This window comes from Nanhaiella sioensis, from assembly GCF_046557775.1.
In the GTDB taxonomy this organism is placed as follows: Bacteria; Bacillota; Bacilli; order Bacillales; family SM2101; genus Nanhaiella; species Nanhaiella sioensis.
The window spans coordinates 67,813-85,035 of the sequence record NZ_JBKAEG010000001.1; the positions used below are offsets into that span (position 1 = coordinate 67,813).

Annotated in this window: 17 protein-coding genes; 10 read left to right on the top strand and 7 right to left on the bottom strand. The window is 33.2% G+C overall.

Annotated elements, in window-relative coordinates; translation table 11 throughout:
* Positions 1–158 precede the first annotated feature (158 nt).
* The gene (locus V1503_RS00340; RefSeq protein WP_410623934.1) at positions 159–1,385 is read left to right on the top strand and encodes an MFS transporter; all 1,227 of its coding nucleotides are present in this window, start codon (positions 159–161) and stop codon (positions 1,383–1,385) included.
* 105 nt (positions 1,386–1,490) lie between these two features.
* Here V1503_RS00340 and V1503_RS00345 read toward each other — a convergent pair whose 3' ends face one another.
* Positions 1,491–1,949, bottom strand: a complete 459-nt coding sequence (locus V1503_RS00345) for an SRPBCC family protein (RefSeq protein ID WP_410623936.1) — start codon at positions 1,947–1,949, stop codon at positions 1,491–1,493.
* A gap of 129 nt (positions 1,950–2,078) precedes the next feature.
* Here V1503_RS00345 and V1503_RS00350 point away from each other — a divergent pair, with 129 nt between their 5' ends.
* From V1503_RS00350 to V1503_RS00360, 3 genes are all read left to right on the top strand, one after another.
* A complete protein-coding gene (locus V1503_RS00350) occupies positions 2,079–2,879 on the top strand; it encodes a DUF6597 domain-containing transcriptional factor (RefSeq protein ID WP_410623938.1) in 801 nt (266 codons plus the stop codon).
* Positions 2,880–3,056: 177 nt separating this feature from the next.
* Positions 3,057–3,263, top strand: coding sequence for a zinc ribbon domain-containing protein (locus V1503_RS00355; RefSeq protein ID WP_214482319.1), 207 nt, complete (start codon positions 3,057–3,059; stop codon positions 3,261–3,263).
* Positions 3,264–3,458: 195 nt separating this feature from the next.
* A complete protein-coding gene (locus tag V1503_RS00360; RefSeq protein ID WP_410623940.1) occupies positions 3,459–5,585 on the top strand; it encodes a HelD family protein in 2,127 nt (708 codons plus the stop codon).
* 473 nt (positions 5,586–6,058) lie between these two features.
* On the opposite strand, the gene V1503_RS00365 is transcribed toward V1503_RS00360, so the two are convergent.
* Entirely contained in the window at positions 6,059–6,769 is a 711-nt protein-coding gene (locus tag V1503_RS00365) for a DNA alkylation repair protein (RefSeq protein WP_320257579.1), read from the bottom strand.
* Between the two features lie 239 nt (positions 6,770–7,008).
* On the opposite strand from V1503_RS00365, the gene V1503_RS00370 reads away from it, so the two are divergent.
* On the top strand, positions 7,009–7,179 hold the full coding sequence (locus V1503_RS00370) for an aspartyl-phosphate phosphatase Spo0E family protein (RefSeq protein WP_410623943.1): 171 nt from the start codon (positions 7,009–7,011) through the stop codon (positions 7,177–7,179).
* Positions 7,180–7,316: 137 nt separating this feature from the next.
* Here V1503_RS00370 and V1503_RS00375 read toward each other — a convergent pair whose 3' ends face one another.
* The 4 genes from V1503_RS00375 to V1503_RS00390 all read right to left on the bottom strand — a co-directional run bounded on the left by V1503_RS00375 (position 7,317) and on the right by V1503_RS00390 (position 10,667).
* Positions 7,317–7,481, bottom strand: a complete 165-nt coding sequence (locus tag V1503_RS00375; RefSeq protein WP_320257305.1) for a hypothetical protein — start codon at positions 7,479–7,481, stop codon at positions 7,317–7,319.
* A 331-nt stretch (positions 7,482–7,812) separates the two neighbouring features.
* Positions 7,813–8,391 (bottom strand): DUF6944 family repetitive protein, encoded by a 579-nt coding sequence (locus tag V1503_RS00380; protein WP_214482316.1) that lies wholly within the window; start codon positions 8,389–8,391, stop codon positions 7,813–7,815.
* Between the two features lie 427 nt (positions 8,392–8,818).
* Complete coding sequence (locus tag V1503_RS00385) at positions 8,819–9,241, bottom strand: hypothetical protein (protein ID WP_214482315.1); 423 nt, start codon at positions 9,239–9,241, stop codon at positions 8,819–8,821.
* Positions 9,242–9,791: 550 nt separating this feature from the next.
* Positions 9,792–10,667: a LysR family transcriptional regulator gene (locus V1503_RS00390; RefSeq protein WP_410623946.1), complete on the bottom strand. Its 876-nt coding sequence runs from the start codon at positions 10,665–10,667 to the stop codon at positions 9,792–9,794.
* Positions 10,668–10,774: 107 nt separating this feature from the next.
* Between V1503_RS00390 and V1503_RS00395 the strand changes: the two genes are divergently transcribed.
* From V1503_RS00395 to V1503_RS00415, 5 genes are all read left to right on the top strand, one after another.
* Entirely contained in the window at positions 10,775–11,695 is a 921-nt protein-coding gene (locus tag V1503_RS00395) for a PhzF family phenazine biosynthesis protein (RefSeq protein ID WP_410623948.1), read from the top strand.
* A gap of 248 nt (positions 11,696–11,943) precedes the next feature.
* Positions 11,944–12,387: a DinB family protein gene (locus V1503_RS00400; protein ID WP_214482312.1), complete on the top strand. Its 444-nt coding sequence runs from the start codon at positions 11,944–11,946 to the stop codon at positions 12,385–12,387.
* Between the two features lie 176 nt (positions 12,388–12,563).
* Positions 12,564–13,481: a DMT family transporter gene (locus tag V1503_RS00405; protein WP_320257310.1), complete on the top strand. Its 918-nt coding sequence runs from the start codon at positions 12,564–12,566 to the stop codon at positions 13,479–13,481.
* Between the two features lie 257 nt (positions 13,482–13,738).
* Positions 13,739–14,191 carry a GNAT family N-acetyltransferase gene (locus V1503_RS00410; protein WP_410623951.1) on the top strand — a complete coding sequence of 151 codons (453 nt, stop codon included), beginning with the start codon at positions 13,739–13,741 and terminating at the stop codon, positions 14,189–14,191.
* 447 nt (positions 14,192–14,638) lie between these two features.
* The gene (locus V1503_RS00415; protein WP_410623953.1) at positions 14,639–14,914 is read left to right on the top strand and encodes a hypothetical protein; all 276 of its coding nucleotides are present in this window, start codon (positions 14,639–14,641) and stop codon (positions 14,912–14,914) included.
* A gap of 48 nt (positions 14,915–14,962) precedes the next feature.
* On the opposite strand, the gene V1503_RS00420 is transcribed toward V1503_RS00415, so the two are convergent.
* Positions 14,963–16,897, bottom strand: coding sequence for an endonuclease MutS2 (locus V1503_RS00420; protein WP_410623955.1), 1,935 nt, complete (start codon positions 16,895–16,897; stop codon positions 14,963–14,965).
* Positions 16,898–17,223: the final 326 nt, after the last annotated feature.

Genomic DNA, 17,223 nt, shown 5'->3' on the forward strand with positions numbered 1-17,223 from the left:
TACCATTTGATGACTATTCTTAAAAATACAACAACTGATGCTATTTTTAACCAAATAAAATATGCTTTGTAATGAATGTTTTAATTTTTAGAATACATTGACGGTAATAGCAATCTACTGTAAAGTAGACAATCATACTATTCGGGAAGTGGAACATTTTGACTACCTTGACTAAATCAAAAACAATGATGATGTCACCCATCTATTGGGTATTATTTGCAATTAGCGCTGGACATTTTATTAATGACTCACTACAAGCAGTTGTCTACGCCATGTTTCCTATCTTAGAACAAAATTTACATTTTACTTATACGCAAATTGGCTGGGTAGCCTTCGTATTAAATATGACATCTTCGATCATGCAGCCAGTATTTGGATCGTTCGCAGATAAACGTTCTGTTCCTTTTTTATTACCCTTTGGTACATTCCTAAGTTTACTTGGATTAGTGGGGCTAGCACTTTTTTCAAATTTTTTCTTTATTTTAATCGCAGCACTATTCATTGGCTTAGGATCAGCTATCTTTCATCCAGAAGGGTCAAGAGTAACTTCGATGGCCGCTGGAGGTAAAAGAGGACTTGCACAGTCAATATATCAAGTGGGGGGAAATACCGGCCAAGCAATGGCACCTATATATACCGCATTTATACTTATTCCTTTCGGTCAAAAAGGTGGTCTTATCTTTTCTATCTTAGCAATAATAGGGATTTGTATACTTTTTCTTGTTTCATCATGGTATAAAAATCAGTTAAGCCATATGAATTATCACACAATGAAAAAAACTCAAGCTAAACGAAAGAAGCATAAATTAAATAGCAAAATTAAAACAGCTATGATTTTATTAGTGTTTTTTGTCTTTGCTCGTTCTTGGTACCACGCCGGTATTTCAAGCTTTTATCAGTTCTACCTTATTGAAGACTATGGTTTGTCTGTAACTGAAGCACAGTTTTACTTATTCACATTTATGATTGCAGGTGCAATTGGCACTTTATTTGGAGGACCACTAGCTGATCGGTTTGGAAATAAGAATATTATTATGATTTCTATGCTAGGCATCGTTCCGTTTACTATTTCATTACCGTATGTTCCTATACAGTTTGTTATGCCTATGTTCTTAATTGTTGGATTTATTATGATGACAAGCTTTAGTGTTTCTGTCGTCTATGCGCAGGAGCTTATGCCAAAAAACATCGGAATGGCTTCTGGTTTAATTGTCGGACTTGCATTTGGAATGGGAGCGATTGGCTCTGTTTTCTTAGGTACGTTTGCTGATATGTTTAATATTAAAGTTGTCATGATATTTTGTAGTTTCCTACCAATAATCGGGATTATAGCTATGTTGTTACCTAATGACAGTAAGGTTCGTGAGATAAATCAATCTATTTAAATAGCTAAGGCTTAAGCTAATTTTAATCTTAATAATATTGAATAACTGAAGGAGCTGTTTAATAAGTCAGAAATCAGACTTATTAAACAGCTCCTTTGAAGTAAATTATATTTCCTGTGCACCAAAATCTAGTGTTTTTCCTGATTCTGTATATGTTTTTATATTACTTAAAATCATCCACCAGTGTTGTTGTGCATTTTCATATGCTGGATGATTCTCTGTCCATTGATCATTAACTAATGTTAGTTTTGTGCATTTTCCAACTTGTTGCAATGAAAAGGATACTCTTGATTCAAGTTCTGAATGATTTTGATGATATGATGGACCAGGGTGTTCAATAAAGCTTAACAACTTATTTGGTTCACATGCTAAAATTTCACCATATACATGCACTGTTTTTTCTCCATCATTACCCGGTCCCACATACTCAAAAGACTCTCCTTTTGTAAATGTTGATCTAAGTTCACTTCCAAAAAACGTACTTCGAGTCCCTTCAGGTGATACAAGTGTGTTCCACACTTTCACTGGTGATGCATCAATATAAAACTGGTATGATAACTTCATATGTTCCTCCTTAACTCTTCGTATTAGCATTTACGCAAACGTTTAAGTAATGCTAATATGGATTATAATCGTATATACATAACAAGTATTGTAAAAACACGACATAATAAAGAAATGGGAGGGGTTTAATTGAAAGCAAATTCACCTAAACCAAGTATGGGTGTTTTAAAGTTTAATGACAGTGTGAAAGATTATACACTTACACGTTATCCACCTTCTCTTGAAACTAGCTTCTTTGTTAAACACTTTTGGATCGTTAGTTGGGATTTAAAGGAAAATGAACAGTTCTTTCAAGATGTTATTCCGAATCCTTGCGTAAATTTGATTGTTGAGCAACATAAAACAGGTATTTTTGCTCCAACAACGAGTAAATTCTCTTACCTAGTAAAAGGAAAAGGACGTGTTGTTGGGGTAAAATTCAAACCAGGTGGATTTTATCCTTTTACAACAAGATCAGTGGCTGAGTTAACGAACAAACCTTTGAAAATTCACGATGTTTTTGATATTGAACAGGAGTTGGTTGAGGAAACTGTTCTTTCATGCAAAGAAGAACTTGAGATGATTAAATTTGTGGAAAACATAATACGAAAAAAACTGCCGCAACAAGATAATAATGTGACACTCGTAAATCAAATTATTGATCACATTATCTCAAATCATGAAATTACTAAGGTAGACCAGATATGCCATCAATTCAACATTCACAAAAGAAAGCTACAACGCCTTTTCCAACAATATGTTGGCGTTAGTCCTAAATGGGTTATTAAACTATACAGATTACAGAATGCTGCAGAGATGATTGAGAAAACCCCAAATCTAAATTGGCTACAACTATGTAATGGTTTAGGATATTACGACCAATCGCATTTCATTAAAGATTTCAAAGCAATCATTGGCAACACACCAGATGAATTTGCCAAATTATCTTAGTAACATATGTTCGTTGTAGTTTGGAATGTTATTTCTTCCTTTTACAACTTGTAAATATATCCCCTCTCATTTCACTGTTCTATTATTTTGTTTAGTAACAATATTTATAAGAAAAAACAATAGTGAAACTTATTCTCTGGATCATACGTATATATGTATATGAAAGGGGCTAACGCTATGAATAATAAAGGCTGTATTAAATGCGGAGGAACTGAGGTAGGATCAAAAGAGATTGCTACCTCTGGGACTGGACTTTCCAAATTATTTGATGTTCAACACAATACGTTTAAAGTTGTTTACTGTAAAAACTGTGGCTATTCTGAGCTATATAACACAAATTCTTCTACTGGAATGAATATCATTGATTTATTTTTCGGAGGTTAAGCAAGAGTCTATAATGGACTCTTTTTTTACTGCTTTTGTGATGGTTATTGTTTTCGTGGCACTGCATAAACAAGAACTTAACGAGTTGTGGATCTGCACTTAAATTTCTCTTGTATTTACGCTATTGTTATGATATATTTTGTAATCTCGCCACAAATAAAATTGGCGAATATTCTCACAAGGAGGTAACTGATCTTGACTAAAAAGACTCAAAGTGCCTTTGATAAAGAGAAGCAGCAACTCAGTACAATAGCTGCAGAGATTGAGCGCCAGCTTCACTTACTCAACTCTATACCTCAATATCATGGCAGTGATATCACAGAACAAGCGTTAGAGTATGCAAGAGAGACTAACCGACAAAACCTTCAAGCGTCTCTCAATGAACCTTATTTTGGAAGATTAGATTTCCAGGAGGAACTCAGCCCAAAACTAGAAGAATATTACATCGGGAAAATAGGTATTTCTGATGAACAAACTGGAGAAGTTCTTATTGTTGACTGGAGAGCTCCAGTAGCTAGCATGTTTTATTCGTTTGCTGGTGGTGATGACATCGCTTCATACAAAGCACCGGAAGGGCTAATTGAAGGTATTATTTATTTAAAGCGAAACATTGCTATTAGAAACAAGGAACTTGGTCGTGTTGTTGATACTTATGTAAAGGGACAATCTAATTTTTCAGGAAGCGATGAATTTTTAGTTTATAAGTTAAGTGAACAAAAGGATAATCGTTTAAGAGATATTGTCTCAACAATTCAAGCTGAACAAAATACCATTATACGATCAGAAATTAATTTACCTCTTATTATTCAAGGAGTAGCTGGTAGTGGGAAAACAACGGTCGCATTACACAGATTAGCTTATTTACTATATCAATATCAACATAATACTCAAGCTGAAAAAATGATCATCTTTGCTCCTAATAATATGTTTCTCGATTACATCTCAAATGTGCTTCCTGAACTTGGTGTAGGACACATAGAACAAACTACATTTACTGATTGGGCATTAAATATGCTAAATCAAGAAGTGCAATTACTAGATGAAACCAATTCTTTTTCAAAATGGTTCACTCTCCACGATTCAAGGCAAGCAATTAATGAAAATACACCAGGTAGATTTAAAGGTTCGGTTCGGTTTTTAAATAAAATTCAACACTGCCTACAATTCTATGAAAAAAACGTCATCCCAAATAAAGACTTTACTGGCTTAGAACATTCATTACTTAAAGCTGAAACGATTAAACAATGGTTTTACGAAGAATATATAACATACCCACTAGTGAAAAGAACAGAACGTACGATATCCCGCATAAAACGTTGGATTGAGACAGAGCTTCAGCACATTGCTGACAAAAATGTCAGAGCTAAGGTAAAAAGAAAAGCGACTCAAGCATTACAGACATATACAAAGAGTTGGAACATCCAAACGCCATTATCATTTTACAAACAAATCTTCAACCAAAAACATGTAAACTATTTGCCTGCAAATATTTTTGAGGATATCCCTGATGAGATTCGAAAAACTACCAACAAATTACTTAATAAAAAACGAGTTGAAGTTGAAGACCTTGCTCCGATTGTTTATATTTACAACTATTTCAACGGGATCGAGAAACAAAAACGCTATCACCATGTTGTACTAGACGAAGCACAAGATTTCTCTCCTTTTCAAGTAGCTGTTTTGCAGGAAATGACTAGAAAGAATGCTTTTACAATCTTAGGTGATTTATCACAAGGTATTCACAGTTATCAAGGGCTAAATGACTGGCAAGAAATCTTTCAGCTGTTCGGTGAAGAGAGCAAGGAAGGCTATTTTGAACTAAACAAAAGTTATCGATCAACACTGGAAATTATTCAGTTCGCTAATAAAATTAAAGCTAACAATTCTCAAGCCGTTAATGACGCTGTTCCAGTATTTCGAAGCGGTGATAAAGTCAAATTGATAAATACAACACCATCAAACCGTATCAAAGTAATCACAAATATAATTCAAAAATATCAAGAAGACAAAGTAAAATCAATTGCCATTGTCGGGAGAACCGAACAGGATTGTGAGCATCTATATAAAAATCTTAATATATCTAAAAAAGAAATGACACTCATTACGACAAAACAAAATGAATTCAAAGGTGGCATCTCAATTATCCCTATTTATTTAACAAAGGGCTTGGAATTTGATGCAGTCCTTATCACCGATGTGGATCAAATAAATTACGGCTTAAATGATGTTGATGCCAAACTGCTTTATGTGGGCTGTACCCGTGCACTACACAAGCTAAGCATCCAATATTCAAAAACTAAATCACCCTTGTTGGGGGACTGACCCCCACCACTTTAAAGTAAAAAGTTTAATGGGCTACCAAAACCGAATGAAAAAATAAATACTCCGAACCTACCAACCGAGGACGAATTATTTTTTCAATAGTTCATATATACGTTTATCCGACAAATGTCAGAATTAAAAATATGTTACCTTAATACATTTATAAAAAGAGAGTCCTCGGGACTCTCTTTTTTTCAAGCTGCCATAACAGCTACTTATTCAGAAACAAAAGAATTATAAAGTTCATACTCGAGACTATCATTTAATAAGACGAAAAATATTTCTGTTTTATTTAAGCTGTTTTCACATTAGATTGTTGCTTTTCGTAATAAGTGCTAAACACGTTCCACATTTTCCACCTCAAAAGACGATAAAAATGATCATACATATTAGTTGCTCATATTAAAGAAAAAAACACTAAAAGTTTACTAAAAGATCCTTTATTTAGCGTCAAAGCTCCTTAAATGCTAAGTCTAACAAATACACGTTTTTCTTTTCTTCCCTATTAACTCTTTTTTCTCCATTTTCTCAATATATTCTTTAGCTAGTGGAACTTTACAAGCTGTGTTCCCCATATTCACCTTAACCTTACCAATTACTCCTGCTATCCGCTTTGCCTCCCCATGAAGTGGCTCATAATATGCTCCAACTGAGATAACAAATCCATTCATCACATAACGAACTCGATTTCTTTCATCATGTATCGTGTGTTCCACTTTTGTTAATAGTCTCATTATTTCATCTTGATCAATTAGTTCATCAGGTGTAATTGATAAATAGTTTGAAAAAACACTCCACCCTGCACAAGCAACATTTTCACTTGTGGAAGCAATCCATTCTCTAGCTAGTTCTAATGAAAACCGAGACTCCGCTGTAACTTGGGCTACTGAATATTCACTTATCATATACCAATTTGCTTGCTTCACCCAGTTCTGTAGTTGTTCCTTCGTCATTTGTTGAGGACTTACAGAAAGACCCGCCAAATACATAGCATCACTATTCCCCGAATTGTATAGTTTTAATGCTAAGTCTTGATCCTTCTTCACCTTTTTCACCAGGTGCTTTTTTAAGTCACCAATTTTCACTCCATATAACGGCTCGCTTGCTCCATGTCTTAGCAACGTATTTTTCGTTTGTTCATTTCCAAGTTCCGATAGCTTTGTCATTACTTCCTCATATGTAATCAACGTATAACCTCCTTTTGAAATTTAAGATAGCTCAATTACACCAGAATCTTCACCATTCACTTTTGTTCATAATCAATAATGTTAACCTAACACATCAACATCAAAACCAACTATTCCCATATATTTTTTTAATAAATCTCTTTAAATTCCTAGTTGTTGGATATATAATATATCTTGCATAATACAGTATTATCCATTATTGCTCTAATCTAACTTTTAAGGAGTTCCTATACTAAATGAATATATCAAATTACCAAACTGAACTATTGCAGGAAATAGAGGAATTGAGGATTAAAATGATTACTATGGGCCTAAAAAAAGGACTTCATCATGATGATACGATATACATTAGTAAACATTTAGATTTGCTATTAAATTTATATCAAACATTATCAATTCAAAAATGATGAAAGAAATGCTTCTCAACAATTCTACCCACCTTTTACCTTTTATCATGCGCTACATTTAGTACTTTAGTATGATTTCTCCTTCAAAAAAATATGCCCACCTTGGCTGTTATCCATGATGTCATGAAACATAATACCTACGAATCTCTTTGATTAATATTTATTACCTTCCCCTCATCTTGTAACAATTTTCTTTCTATGTTAATTAACTTATCTTCAACTGAAGAAATTCTGTTATTCATCCTTATCAAAACTGGCGAATACAATAAAACCGTTACTAGTGCTGTTAGAAAAATTTCCATGGCTAACTCCCTCCATCATAAGTCTTCCTTTTAGACTCTTATTGTAAAATTTGTTGCTATAGTATCTAAACTAGTAGATAAAGATGTCATTTTTCTCAACATTTATCGTTTTATAGTAAGACTATATAAAATCTAATTGTATACGTGTTTATTTTTTCTTACAAAAAACAATAATCTATGCAAAAATAGCTTTATTTTATGTATAGCTATTGCTTATATATTCTCTATGACTAGAACAAAATTCCTTCCTAGAAAGCATCATTAGAATAAAAATTAGTTTTCTCTCATATGAATAGCTAGTATGAATACACATCAACAGCTTTTATACATTTCAATCCTTAATTGCTATTTGCTTAGTAAATATGATAGCAGAAAGTGTGGCACCAATTGCTTGTATCCAAGTTCCAATCTTAGATATTTGTAAACCAACTTCATCCATACTAACTAATAAGTATATGCCACCTATCGCTCCTAGCCCAGCCCCTAAAGATTGCAATATATTTCCTACAACTGCAAAGTCTTGTAGAGGAGCCTTAATCATGTTAGATCCAACTGCCGCAAAAGCAGCTCCTAGAGATTGAAATGAACCACCTAAAATACCAAGTTGAGTTCCCTCATCTTCTTCAATAGTGGTTGCTACAGCACTTGCTGTATTACCGGATGCCTGTATCCAACTTCCAAAAATAATTAAAGAATCCGCCTCAGTCCCATCACCCTGAATATTCATTGTTCTCCCTATCGGCTTAAATGTGTTCCCGACTGCTTGAAGACTATTTCCAACTCTAATGAACTGATTAGATAATTCATTATCATTTAAAATAGGTTCAGTTCTGCCAATTGCCGCAATAATGTTTCCAATAGACTGAAGCCATGAACCAATTAATTGCAAGTCAGTTCCTGTCCTTATCACCTCCAAATCCCACCAATCCTGCTTTTAGTTATTTAAGGTATTGTATTCAATTGGAGAGATATAATTTTGTGAAAAAGCCTAAATTATTTACAATTTATAAATATAGTTCATTATCGCTAATGGCGATTACCTACTTCAACACGCTTAATATGTCTTTCTGATTCACCAAGCAATTTTATGTCCTTAATTTACATTAACTTCATTAAGTACGAATGCGAAGAATTGTTAATTATTTATACAATAAATTCTTCAATAACTAAAGGTCAAAACAATCCAAAAAAGAGCTGATTCCTAAAGTAAATCAGCTTATTGTTGAACATAATCTACATTAAAATTACTAAAACTAACAAGAAATAATGGAGATTTTTTATGTATACATAAAGTCCATTTCATTTTATCGAACTTTATTTGCACTGTTAATCCTAGTTCACATGTCATTTTCTACATAAAATTTCTCAACTTCTTGATCTATCGCTTTAACTACTTCTGGATTAGCGTACATAAATAAAGTAACACCTTTTGAGCCATCTTCGTTTTCGACTTCTGCTTCAACACTTATCCTAGTTTTTTCCTCTTTAAAAATAACATTAAATGTACCAATTTTTTTATCCTCATGTCTTTTTTTCATCATATGTATTTCTTTATTGATTAAATTAATATCATCTTCAGTAAAACCTCTATCAAAGATTGATGAAGATAATTGCATAAAAAAAGGTTGTATGTCTTCAGGGTCACAATTAAAATCAGATAATAATGGCTCATTATCATTGGTTAATACTCTCTTTTTAATTAACAGAACAATCATGCTTACTAAAATGATTACCCCTAGACCAAATATTATAGATTTCATCCCCTTAATCCTCCCTTTCATAGTTGAATACAATACTATGAACCTTATTATTACCATATACCCTCAACAAATTCCCTTTTGTAAATTAGTCGCTCAACTTATAAGTACCACTATATATCGTCTAAAAAGATGAACGAATAATAATTGGAGAAGAGTTTACTTAACTTACTTGAAATTACGAACTAAACATTGAATGGGAAGTTAAAATCTTAGAAGTGTGAAATATAGTTGAAGACTAACATATACAATAAAAAAAGGACTAGTGGTAGCCCAGTCCAAATTGTTGTAATATATCTTTCTTAATAAAAAACATATCATAAGATTACAAATGTTAACAATATAGAATTAATGGATAGATAACCATTTTTTTCGTAATACTAATGTCCTTGAATATCGTGTGATAGAATCAATTAACAAACTGAACTTATTAATAGAATTAAGTTCGAATTATCTCACCTTGCATCTGATCTAATGGATACTATACTGATTAGCTTCTTTTAAAGCGTTCTCGACCTCTACAATATCTTCAAAAGCTCTATCGTACCCGAGGTTACTCGGTTTCTTCTAAGCACTTCTTAGTCAAGTCTACAAACGCCTGTACAACTGGTGGAGCGTGTTCAAACGAGTTTGCTACTAAACCAATAGAGCGATAGTAATTTTCTTTTAACCTTACTGAAGTTATTTCTCCAATACAAACGGATAAAACCATTTTTGGAACAATACTTATTCCTAGGTTCTGTTCAACCATTGCACTTATTGTAGGATTATCTTCAATTTCACAATATATATAAGGCTTTACATTGTTTTCTTTAAATACTCTTTTAACCAGTGCATCACACCCACCCTTTGGCATGATAAACGGATTAGTAGCTATATCATGTATACTAATGTTCTTCTTTTTTGCAAATGTGTGATCAGCTGGTACAATGACATAGAGGTGTTCATCAACAAGGTTAATAAAGTCTAAATTATCTATTTCTGTTGCTGGTAAAAAACCGATATCCACCTCTCCTTGTAGAATCATTTTTCTAATTTCATCATACCCACCCTCATAAAACTCCACTCGGATTGCTGGATACAACTTGTGAAATTTTTTAATAATAAGCGGTAATAATTGAACAGATACGCTACTAAAAGTACCGATACGAATGGTTCCTATTTCAAGGCCATTCATTCTCCCTGCCTCTTGCTTCATTAGTTCAGTTTTAGCTAAAATCTGTCTGATGTAATCAATGATTACCTCTCCCTCTTTCGTTAAAGTAATCCCTGACCGATTTCTATATAAAAGGGTTAAGTTAAGTTCTGATTCTAAGCCTTTTATGGCATGGCTAACAGCACCTTGTGTGAGACCTAATTTTTCCCCAGCCTTCGTAAAACTCTTTGTATCAACAATTGTATGAAACACTTCATATTGAAGTAATGTCATCAAACAAACCCCTTTCTATTAATATAATTAATACATATCATTATAAACATTCGTTTGATTAATCCTAATCGTTGTAATAAGATTACAGCAAAGGGGGGCAATAAACAATGCAAACTTTACATTACACGTTAATAGACGTATTTACAAATCAAGCATTTGGAGGAAATCAATTAGCTGTTTTTAAAGAGAATGGCAATCTATCAACTGAGATGATGCAAAAAATCGCCAGGGAATTAAATCTTTCTGAAACGGTCTTTATGAGGCCTTCAAGAAGTGCAGCAGCTGATAAAGAATTACGTATTTTCACACCGCAAATCGAATTACCTATCGCAGGTCATCCGACAATTGGAGCTGGTTACGTTTTAGGGATGGACCGCATTTCTACAATGAAAAGTAGACTTAATCAATTAGTATTCGAAACGGGTGTTGGCAATATTAATGTAACAGTAAAAAAAGAAAATGATATGATTTCTTTCGTAGAAATGAATCAAAAAACACCGGTTTTTGGACCTGTTTTTCATAATATTAAGCGCGTTGCTGAACTTTTAGCAATCTCTTCAGAAGATATTGATTCAAACCTTCCTATACAATCAATATCAACGGGTGTACCTTTCTTGTTAATTCCCATCCGTACGTTGTCTGCAATGGAAAGAATAAGCCTTCAAACAGACGTTTGGAATAAGTTTTTTAGTGAAGATAAAAATATAAAACATATTTATGCTTTTACAACTGAGACTATTTATGAGAGTTCAGATGTCCATAGCCGCATGTTTGCCCCAGCAATGGGTATTACAGAGGACCCTGCAACTGGTAATGCAAATGGCCCATTAGGAGCATATCTCGTTGAATATTCAGTAATTCCAAAATCTGAACAAACGTATAAAATTAGAAATGAACAAGGGATTGAAATGAAAAGGCCGAGCTTTATAGACATATCAATTAGTAAAAAAGGAAATGTATATGAAAACGTCTCAATTGGAGGTAGTTCAGTAATGATGGGTTCTGGTCAACTTGTTTTTGAAGTGTAAAATACGGAAACACAATACCTATGAATATTATACAAAGGTTATAAATACACGCATACCCGAGTTATTCAAGATTTAAGAAAGTATGCACAAAATCAGGACGAAAACTTATTGTACAAAACTAATATAGTTAAGTGAGGATTTTTTCGAAAGTATAATGCAAAGAATCCCAATGCCGACATGAAAAACAACACCTATAACGAAGTTGGTCTTAGTATAGTATTCTAAATATTATAAATAGGAGGAAAATTATGTTTTCTACAACTACACAATTAGAAAATTATTTATTATCAGTTCCACAAAAAATTAAATCTCTTTCAAATATGGAATATAAACCTATACAATCAAAATGGTCTAAAAAAGAAATATTAGGGCATTTATGTGATTCAGCCAATATAAATCACCAACGGTTTGTTGAAATTTTATCTGCAACGACAGCTTCAGTTTCTATCAATAACTATAACCAAGATTTATTGGTTAAGGTTCATAATTATCAGCATTCATTCAAAACAGATGACCTCATTATAGTTTGGGTTGGTTTAAATACACAAATTGTCAACCTCCTAAAACATGTTACGAAAGAACAGTGGGAATTACCATGCTTATTAGAAAATAAACAACCTGTAACTTTAAAATGGTTAGTTAATGACTATATAAACCATTTGAGCCATCACTTGGAACAGATATTTTCATAGTTTGCTCATGTTAAATATACTAAAACATTGGTTAACCAAGTCAATTGCTTCTCCTACGATAGAAGTCGACTTTAGCGGAAAGTTTTGTAATTATAAATGAGACGACATATACCTTTTAATACACCTAAAGACAAAACCTATAACCTACTATTTGTAGGTAGAGAGGTTGTGGAAAATTGGAAACATCTAAATATCATTCAACATCGATATATTTTTTACTTTTGTTAGTTCCCCTATTTTGGGGAGGGGCTTTCGGTGCATCTAAACATGTCGTTACAGAAATACCTCCTATGACTGCTGGTACGTTACGTTTTGGTTCAGCAGCAATCATCTTACTATTACTTGTCATCTACCGATCAGAATGGAATACAGAAAAGCTCAAAAGACATTGGTTCGGATTAACATGTATGGCCCTCACTGGTATATTTTTATATAACGGTCTTTTCTTTTTAGTAGGCTTGAAATATACGTCGGAAGTAAACGGCGCATTAATCATGGCTACAACCCCTGCTTTTTTAACAATGGGGGCTGTATTGTTTTTAAATGAAAAGTTTAATAGACGTTTAGGGTTAGGCTTATTTCTATCATTATCAGGCGTTCTAATCGTCATCTTTAAGGGGATTGATACAATTGGTTCTCTCTCTTTTAATAAAGGAGATTTATTGTTTGTTGGTGGCTTAATTTGTTGGGTCATTCACGGGTTAATCGGCAAAGTTGTTATGAGAGACGTCTCATCAACTCTCACAACATGTATAACGATGTTAATTGGCACTATTTTACTGGCGGTTTTTTCTATTATTGAAGGTGGTTGGATATACGTTGCAACTATGTCAGCACAATCATGGATTGAAATAAGCTACATGAGTATCTTTGCTTCGGTCATTGCCTTTATATTGTGGAATGAAGGAATCAGACGAATTGGAACTAGTAAATCTAGTATTTATATGAACCTCGTACCTATAAATGCCGCTTGGATAAGTGTAGTTTTGTATGGTTCTACACTTACGTTGCAACAAATTATTGGTATGTTTATCGTAATTTTAGGTGTTTATATTGCTACATCTAATGAAAGAAATGTTGTCAAAAGCTCATAATATAACAAATATAAAACACAACTGCAATTATTATTTAATCAGTAGTATTGAGATTCTACTAGATCATGCTTTGGTTTTAGTAAACCCCTATTTGCTATGAGCAATATCGCCCCCACGCTTGTTTGTGGGGGCTTAAATATCTACTTTTCAAATCCAAGCAATAATACTTGTAGATGGGAATATGAATAGCAAGATAACTTCTTACATTTTTTGTTATGATGAACTTTATAAGAGGTATACTTTTGGAGGACAATACGTTGATTATTAACAAAATGTTGTTAAATGATGCATATCATATAAGTAAATGGGAATATGATGAACCATTCACACTTTACAATTTCGATGATAGTCCTGAGGATATACAAGAACTGATGGATGGATCATATTTCAGAGTTCAATTGAACAACGAATTAATTGGGTTTTTATGTTTCGGTTACAATGCCCAAGTACCAGATGGACGAGCTGCTGGGTTATATAATGATAATGGAAAAAATTTTATAGATTTCGGGCTAGGTATGAAACCAGAGCTATGTGGACATGGAAACGGCTTGTCATTTGTGCAAACAGGACTAGAATTTGCCATAAAACGTTTTAAACCTAAATTCGTACGGTTAAGTGTTGCTACTTTTAATATCAGAGCCATATCGGTTTATAGTAGAATTGGTTTCCACAAAGAGCAGACATTTTTTATTATGAAACTGAATTTCTAATTATGAAATATGAGGTATAAGGAACCAATTGTTTTTAGGGCCTTCGTAGAAATCTTGTAACAAAATTGGAAAAGCTATATGGTGGTTTTTTTAGATTTCATGCTTCCGAGAAAAAATACCTCAAACGATAATTTCATACATGTTCATAGATCGGAAGCAACAATATTCATGAAAATAGCTTTTCAAGCTGTAAACTTTGTCGATGCCTGATAGATTTTTTTTATTACACTTGTTTACATTTACATATTTATCCCTTTCTTAAATATAAAATAATTTATAGGGGTGTTTGGTCTGCACAAGTCAATTAGTTTTGCTATTATCTTATTCATTATTGTATTTACAATTAGTTTCTATGTAGGCATTAGTTGTCTCGTTATCTATTTACTTAGTTTAATTTCTTCATTGGCAATTGAAATTTATAATTGGCATTCAATGATGTTAATTTCTTTGTTAAATTTCTTCTGGTTACTACCGTTTGATATCATTAGCAGCCTATTTAATGTATCAACACCAAATAAAAAAATTAATGACTTTGTAAAATTGTTGGGATTGTTAGTAAATGTAGCAGTATTTTCACTATTTGTTATTTGGCTCAATAATACCTTTACTGGCGTTTCATTTTCAAAGATAGGCCTCGTTTGCTATATCCTTGCAATGACTATTATTGTTCACCTAACCATGATTGGTGGCACAATAATTGAAGAACAAGATAAGAGAGTCTGACTCCCTTCACTTTAACGCGTTACACTACTGGTAGTCAGACCCCACATTTTATTCTTCTGTTTCGATAACTATTCCTTCTACGTGTTTACGGTTTAGGAGGTTATCTTTCTTTCGATAGTCTTTTGTTTTAAAAATAATATCAAAATCATAGTCTTCGGGATATAGTTCATCTCTTGCTATATACAACTGCATACGTTTATGATTAATTTTTCTTTTTTCATCCTTCACTTGAATTATATAATTCCCATATTGGTCAGGTCCTTTGTACACTATACCAAGCTCTCCTGTTGACCCAATTTTCACATTATCTCCCATCTCAAAAAGCGTAAATTTTTCCTTAGCTTGTTGCGTGTTTTCCTGCTTATCTCTTCTTACATATTTATTTGATGCAATTTGCTTATCAAGCTCTCGTTTTTTTGACAGTGATGGTTGTTGAATCTCGTAGGATTTATGTTCTTTATAAGTTATAGAATGAGCTTTTTCAATAATTTTCGGGTGCATCCCTAACTTTAGTGCAATGCTAAATGCTTGGCTGTCACCACCTTCTCCAATGAGCAAACGGTAAGTTGGACGAAGTGTTTCGATATCAAATTCCATTGAACCATTACGGAAGCCTTCTCTCTCTGTCGCAAATTCCTTCATTTCACTAAAATGCGTAGTTGCAAAAATAGTAGCTCCTTTTTCGTATAATTCATCTAAGATAGAAATTGATAATCCCATACCTTCACCAGGATCTGTACCAGACCCAAGTTCATCAATTAACACTAAGCTTCGATCATTGGCATTTGCTAAAATGTCAATAACATTTGTTATCCGAGAACTAAACGTACTTAAATTTTGTTCGATACTTTGACCATCGCCAATATCAACGAACATTTGTTGGTATATTGCTAGATGGCTACCTTCATCAACTGGAATGAATAACCCACATTGAACCATTAATGTAAGCAACCCAATTGTTTTTATCGATACTGTTTTTCCACCAGTATTTGGTCCTGTTATAACAAGAGCGTGGTAACCACTTCCTAGCTGGACAGATAAAGGAACAGCATCTTCTCCAAGCATTGGATGTCTAGCGTTTTTTAAATTGATAAAATGTGATTCATTTAGTTGAACTTTGTTACCCCCAATTGCTTCGCTATATTTCCCCTTTGCAAATAAAACATCGTAATGAATCATCGTTTCTACAGCCAAGCCTATTTCTTGTTGATGTGCTTCAACTAGCCCTGTTAAATAACTTAATATAGCCTCTATTTCAATATCTTCTTCAAACTTCAGACTGTCGATACGTTCTTGAATATTAGCAACTTCAGCTGGTTCTAAATAAATTGTTGAACCTGAAGCAGAAGCATCTACTACATTCCCTTCAACTTTCCTTTTGTATTCTTTTTTAATTGGAATAACATATCGTCCATCACGTTGACTCACAATTGGCTCTTGAAGATAAGGTTGATATTTTTTTGATTGTAAAATGTGTTGGACCTTATCTTTCAATCGCTCTTCTTCAATCAATAATTGCTTTCTAATTTTCTGCAACTGCTTTGTTGCGTAATCATCGACTCGCCCATGCTTTATACACCGAATGATTTCATCAGCTAAGTTAGGCAGATCCTCCATCGCATACACATATGTGGTGACTCGTGGTGCAATAAATTCCTTATCCTTCATAAAACGTTTAAGCTTCGTACTGCTGTCTAAAAATGAATAAATTTTCGTTAACTGCTCAGTTTTTAACACAACACCCTTATTCATCTGCTCAATAACCTTTGTAATACCATTTAGTCCATGAATTGGGACTGATGCACTTTTCCGCAAAATATAGACAGCTTCTTCTACTTCATGTAACCAAGCTTCAACTTGCTTCAAAGATATCGAAGGAGATAGTTCCAATAAATGTTGCTTACCTTCCTCTGTTAATGCATATTGTGCTAACTCATTTTTAATGAAATCAAACTGTAATGCTTGAAATGTTTGTTCGTTCAATGTATTCTCCTCCAAATAAATTTATTTATTGTTATCCCTATAGCAATTTCTTCAATCGTAGATTCACGGTATAAAAACCACTTCACCTTCATAAACTCACCCTTTCCTTACACAAAAAAGACCACAACGAACAATGTTCATTGTGGTCTAACTTCATACGAGTCCTTAAATCCAATTCGTCTATTATCTTACATTAAAGTTGTAATGGTTTCCTAAAAGTACACGTTCCACATAGATGAATGAACAATAATAATAATTATTATTACACATCTCATCAACATGTCACCTTATATGTTTAGACAGTAACTTACAAAGAAACCTAACTT